Origin of the sequence: Streptomyces katrae (genome assembly GCF_000966975.1) — a bacterium.
Lineage (GTDB): Bacteria > Actinomycetota > Actinomycetes > Streptomycetales > Streptomycetaceae > Streptomyces > Streptomyces katrae.
In genome coordinates, this window is sequence record NZ_JZWV01000151.1 from 1 (window position 1) to 4,349 (window position 4,349).

Below are 4,349 nucleotides of genomic sequence, written 5' to 3' on the forward strand. Positions count from 1 at the left end.
TGCCGCCTCGACACCCTGATCGGCCGGGCCTTCGCCGACCTCGCCGCCCGCGCCGACCGCGAACTGTGCGGGGGCCGTGCCGAACTGATCGCCTCCCACGGCCAGACCGTCTACCATTGGAGCACCGGCGGCCGCGTCCACGGCACCCTCCAGCTGGGCCGCCCCGCCTGGATCGCCGAAGCCACCGGACGCCCCGTCGTCTCCGACTTCCGCCCCGCGGACATCGCGGCCGGCGGCCAGGGCGCCCCCCTGGTCAGCCTGGTCGACCTGATGCTGCTGCGCGGCCGCCCCGGCAGCCCCGCCGCGCTGAACCTCGGCGGGATCGCCAACGTCACCGCCCTGCCTCCGGCCGGCCCGCCGACGGCTTTCGACACCGGCCCCGGCAACGCCCTCCTCGACGCCGCCGTCACCGAACTCACCGACGGGCGGCTCGGCTACGACCAGGACGGCGCCCTCGCCGCCGCCGGCCGGGTCCACGAACCGCTCCTGCGGCACCTGCTGGCCGAGCCCTACTACCGGCTGCCCGCCCCCAAGACCACCGGCAAGGAACTCTTCCACCCCGGCCACCTGCGCGCCGCCCTCGACGGCCTCGGCCCCCTCGCCCCGCAGGACCTCCTCGCCACCCTCACCCGGCTCACCGCCCGCACCGTCGCCGACGCCCTGCGCCCGCTGCGCGTCACGGAGGTCATCGCCTCCGGCGGCGGCACCCGCAATCCGGTCCTCATGCGGATGCTCCGCGAGGAGCTGCCCCCGGACACCGCCCTGCTGGGCTCCGACGCGCTGGGCCTGCCAGCCGCCGCCAAGGAGGCGTACGCCTTCGCCGTGCTCGGCTTCCTCACCCTGCACGGCCTGCCCGGCAACGCCCCCGAGTGCACCGGCGCCCGCGGCCCCCGCGTGCTGGGCTCCCTCACCCCGGGCCACCGCCCCCTGCGGCTGCCACCCGCCCCGGCCCGCCCGCCGCTGCGCATCGCCGTCGGCCCACCACCCCCCTGGAGGGCGTCCGGCGCCACCCACCCCGCACTCCAAGGGTGACCGGATCATCACTGTTAGTGTCGAAACGTGCACGAAGAAGACCGCACCATCCCCCGTGTCCTGATCGTCGACGACCACCCCCTGTTCCGCGAGGGCCTGCGGGCCGCCCTGGAGAGCAGCCGCTGCGCCCTCGTCGTCGCCGAGGCCGAGACCGGCGGCGAGGTCCCGGACGCCGTCGAGGCCCACCGCCCCGACGTGGTCGTGATGGACCTGTCCCTGCCGGACGTGTCGGGCATCGAGGTCACCCGCCGGCTCGCGGCCAGCCACCCCGGGCTGCCGGTCCTCATGCTCACCATGTCCGACGACGACGGCAGCGTCCTCGCCGCCCTCCAGGCCGGCGCCCGCGGATACGTGGTCAAGGGCGCCGGCTCCGAGGAGGTCCTGCACGCCCTGCGCACGGTCGCCGCCGGCGGCGCCGTCTTCGGGTCCGAGATCGCCGCCCGGCTCTCCGCGCTCCTGACGAGCGGACACCGGCGGGACGCGGGGCGGCTCTTCCCCGCCCTGACCGCCCGTGAGGCCGAGGTGCTGGAACTGGTCGCCCGGGGCCACGACAACCGGCGCATCGCCCGTGAACTGGTGCTGTCGGAGAAGACGGTCCGCAACCACGTCACCCACGTCTTCGAGAAGCTCCAGGTCACCTCCCGGGCCGAGGCCGTGGCGCGGGCCCGCGACGCGGGCCTGGGCGAGGACGGCCGGACCGCGCCGGACGGGACGGGCCCGGCCTGACCCGCGCACCTGGGCGGCACGGACGCCGGGACCGCCGACAGGGCGGTGCTCCCGCCTACGGCCGGGACCTGAGCGGGACCCGCGGACCATGTGCCCGGGACACGGGCGTCCGTACGTTGATGGTCCGGAGCTCGAACGGGCCCCGGACCGACCAGGGAAGAAGGAACCCGAGATGAACGCGAAGAAGCTCTCCCGCATCGCACCGGTCGCTCTCGTGGCCGCGGGTGTGATCCTGTCGGGCCCGGCGGCGCTGGCGGCCCCGCGGCACGAGGCCTCCTCGGCCACCTCTGTGGTGGACCACCGCTCCTCCGGGAAGGAAGGGCCCCTACTCCAGCAGGGGAGCCTGTGAATCGGCCGGCCGGTCGGGCCACTACAGGAGCTGGCACTGCTCCTACGAGCACTACAAGTGGTGGCTGTACTACTCCTCCTGACCGGAGGGCGCCCCATCGCGCCGGGGCCCGGGACGGCATCCGTCCCGGGCCCCGGCCCTCGCGCGCGGGCGCGTGTCAGACCGTCTTGACCATGCCGCCGTCGACGAGGTAGTCCGCGCCCGTGACGTTGCCGGCGAGGCCGGACAGCAGGAACACGATGACCGACGCCACCTCCCGCGCCTCGGTCAGCCGGCCGGTGGTGAGGCCGAAGTCCGCCGGAAGGCGTTCCAGCAGGGCGGAGTGCTCGACCCCGGCGGCCTCGGCCACGAGCCCGCCGAAGTTCTCCGGGTCCTCCCAGACCGCCGTACGCGTCGGACCCGGGGACACGGTGTTGACACGCACCCCCCGGGGCCCGAACTCCTCGGCGAGCGCCTTGGTCACCGCACCCAGTGCCGCCTTGGCCGCGCTGTAGGCCACCGGCCCGGTCGCGGGCAGGCGGGCGCAGACGGAGGAGACGTTGACGACCGCGCCCCGGCGTTCGACGAGTCCCGGCAGCACGGCGCGGGTCAGGCGCACCGCGCTCATCAGGTTGAGGTCCAGGTACCGGGCCCACTGGGCGTCGTCGCTGTCCAGGAAGCCGGTGAGCCCGCCCTCCGGGTCGCCGCCGCCCACGTTGTTCACGAGCAGGTCGACACCGCCGAGTTCGGCGTGCGCGGCGTCGGCGAGCGCGGCCACCCCGGCGGCGGTGCTGAGGTCGGCGGAGACCCCCAGGGCGCCGGTGGCGGCGAGTTCCGGCGTGACCGTACGGGCGGCGCCGACGACGCGCACACCCTCCTCCACCAGCAGCCGTACCGTGGCGAGGCCTATCCCGCGGCCGGCGCCGGTGACGACGGCGGTCTTGTCGTGCAGTCCGAGCTTCATGAGGTCCCCAGTTCTTGAGCTACAGGTACAAAACATGGGCAGGCCGGAGCCGCCCCCTCTCGGGGGCGGGCTCGTGGAGGTGTCAGAGCGAGTCGACGGTGGCCTCGACCACCAGGGCGAGGCGCTCGGGCCCTTCGGCGACGCGGGCCAGCAGCCTCAGGCCGACGGCCGTGCTCAGCAGCATGCTCCCGACCGCGCGGGCGTCCCGTTCCGGCGAGATCTCCCCGGAGCGCCGGCCCTCCTCGACCAGCGCCCGCAGGGCTTCCTCCGTGCGGTCGAACATCCTCCGCACCAGCTCGGCGGCCACCTCGTCCGCCCCGGCCAGCTCGGCGGCGGTGTTCACCGCCATGCAGCCGCGCCGGTCCGGATCGGTGAGGTCCATCTCCACGAGCATGCGCAGGGCGGCCCTCAGCCGGTCCTTCACGGGGCCTTCCCCGCCCAGCAGCTCGATCACGGCCACGGCCTGGCTGTCACGGTAGCGGCGCAGGGCCAGCTCGAACAGGGCGTGCTTGCTGCCGAAGGCGTGGTACAGGCTGCCCTTGCCGATGCCGAGCGCGTCGACCAGGTCCTGCGGTGTGGTGGCGGCGTAACCCTGGCGCCAGAACACCTGCATGGCCTGCTCGACGGCGGCTTCGGGATCGAACTGCTTCGGCCTTCCCATGATCGTCATTCAACATGATTGTGTACCCAGGGGTCAAGTACGGGGTCCCGGCGGGGTCTCCGGCCCCCGCCCCTCCTGTCCGGTGAGGGTCAGCAGCACCAGCGCGTCCGTCCACCCCAGCGGGACCACGGCCTTCGGCAGGCCCTGGGCGTCCACCGTCTCCGGCAGCTCCCCGAGCAGGTTGCGCCGGTCCAGCACCCAGTCGAGCACCGCGTCGCCCTTGGCGCGCTCGCCCGAGGCGGTCCAGGCCAGGGCGAAGAACGAGGTGCTCGCCGTCCAGGTGATGTTCCCCCACCGGGTGTCGGGGTCGCTGCCCGGCACCAGCCCGCCGTTGGGCCGCCGCAGCTCCCGGTAGGTGTCGTCGAGCGCCCGGGGCAGGTCCGCGGGGGCCGTGTTGAACGGGGGGGCCATGAACGCCGCCGCGCTGTCGCGCCCGTGCAGCCCGTCGGCCGTGCGCCCGTAGCCGAGCGGCGCGAACCGCTTCGCGATGCCCGCCTCCAGCCTCCGCGCGGCCTGCGCCCAGCGTCCGGCGTCGGTGTCCCGCCCCAGCTCCGAGGCGAGGTCGGCGGCCGCGTTCAGCCCGGCCAGCAGCGGGGCCGCCGTACCGATGTTGGCCGTCGCGGTGGGCAGCTCCCAGT

Annotated in this window: 6 protein-coding genes; 3 read left to right on the forward strand and 3 right to left on the reverse strand. The window is 74.8% G+C overall.

The window, feature by feature from the left end:
• The 3 genes from VR44_RS07755 to VR44_RS44860 all read left to right on the forward strand — a co-directional run.
• On the forward strand, nt 1-1,032 hold a 1,032-nt coding region (locus VR44_RS07755; protein WP_045946644.1), incomplete at its 5' end, for an anhydro-N-acetylmuramic acid kinase.
• Between the two features lie 27 nt (nt 1,033-1,059).
• Nucleotides 1,060-1,758 carry a response regulator gene (locus VR44_RS07760; RefSeq protein ID WP_094191486.1) on the forward strand — a complete coding sequence of 233 codons (699 nt, stop codon included), beginning with the start codon at nt 1,060-1,062 and terminating at the stop codon, nt 1,756-1,758.
• A 172-nt stretch (nt 1,759-1,930) separates the two neighbouring features.
• Nucleotides 1,931-2,107, forward strand: coding sequence for a hypothetical protein (locus VR44_RS44860; protein ID WP_157880248.1), 177 nt, complete (start codon nt 1,931-1,933; stop codon nt 2,105-2,107).
• A 157-nt stretch (nt 2,108-2,264) separates the two neighbouring features.
• Here VR44_RS44860 and VR44_RS07765 read toward each other — a convergent pair whose 3' ends face one another.
• The 3 genes from VR44_RS07765 to VR44_RS07775 all read right to left on the reverse strand — a co-directional run.
• Entirely contained in the window at nt 2,265-3,050 is a 786-nt protein-coding gene (locus VR44_RS07765) for an SDR family oxidoreductase (RefSeq protein WP_045946645.1), read from the reverse strand.
• A gap of 82 nt (nt 3,051-3,132) precedes the next feature.
• Nucleotides 3,133-3,711 (reverse strand): TetR/AcrR family transcriptional regulator, encoded by a 579-nt coding sequence (locus VR44_RS07770; RefSeq protein ID WP_045946646.1) that lies wholly within the window; start codon nt 3,709-3,711, stop codon nt 3,133-3,135.
• Between the two features lie 33 nt (nt 3,712-3,744).
• Nucleotides 3,745-4,349: glycoside hydrolase family 15 protein (locus VR44_RS07775; RefSeq protein WP_045946647.1), on the reverse strand; the 605-nt coding region annotated here is incomplete at its 5' end.

Bases quoted from the DNA above. Each gene is read 5' to 3' on its own strand.
- VR44_RS44860 (WP_157880248.1), top strand. From the start codon at position 1,931: ATGAACGCGAAGAAGCTCTCCCGCATCGCACCGGTCGCTCTCGTGGCC.
- VR44_RS07765 (WP_045946645.1), bottom strand. From the start codon at position 3,050: ATGAAGCTCGGACTGCACGACAAGACCGCCGTCGTCACCGGCGCCGGC.
- VR44_RS07770 (WP_045946646.1), bottom strand. From the start codon at position 3,711: ATGGGAAGGCCGAAGCAGTTCGATCCCGAAGCCGCCGTCGAGCAGGCC.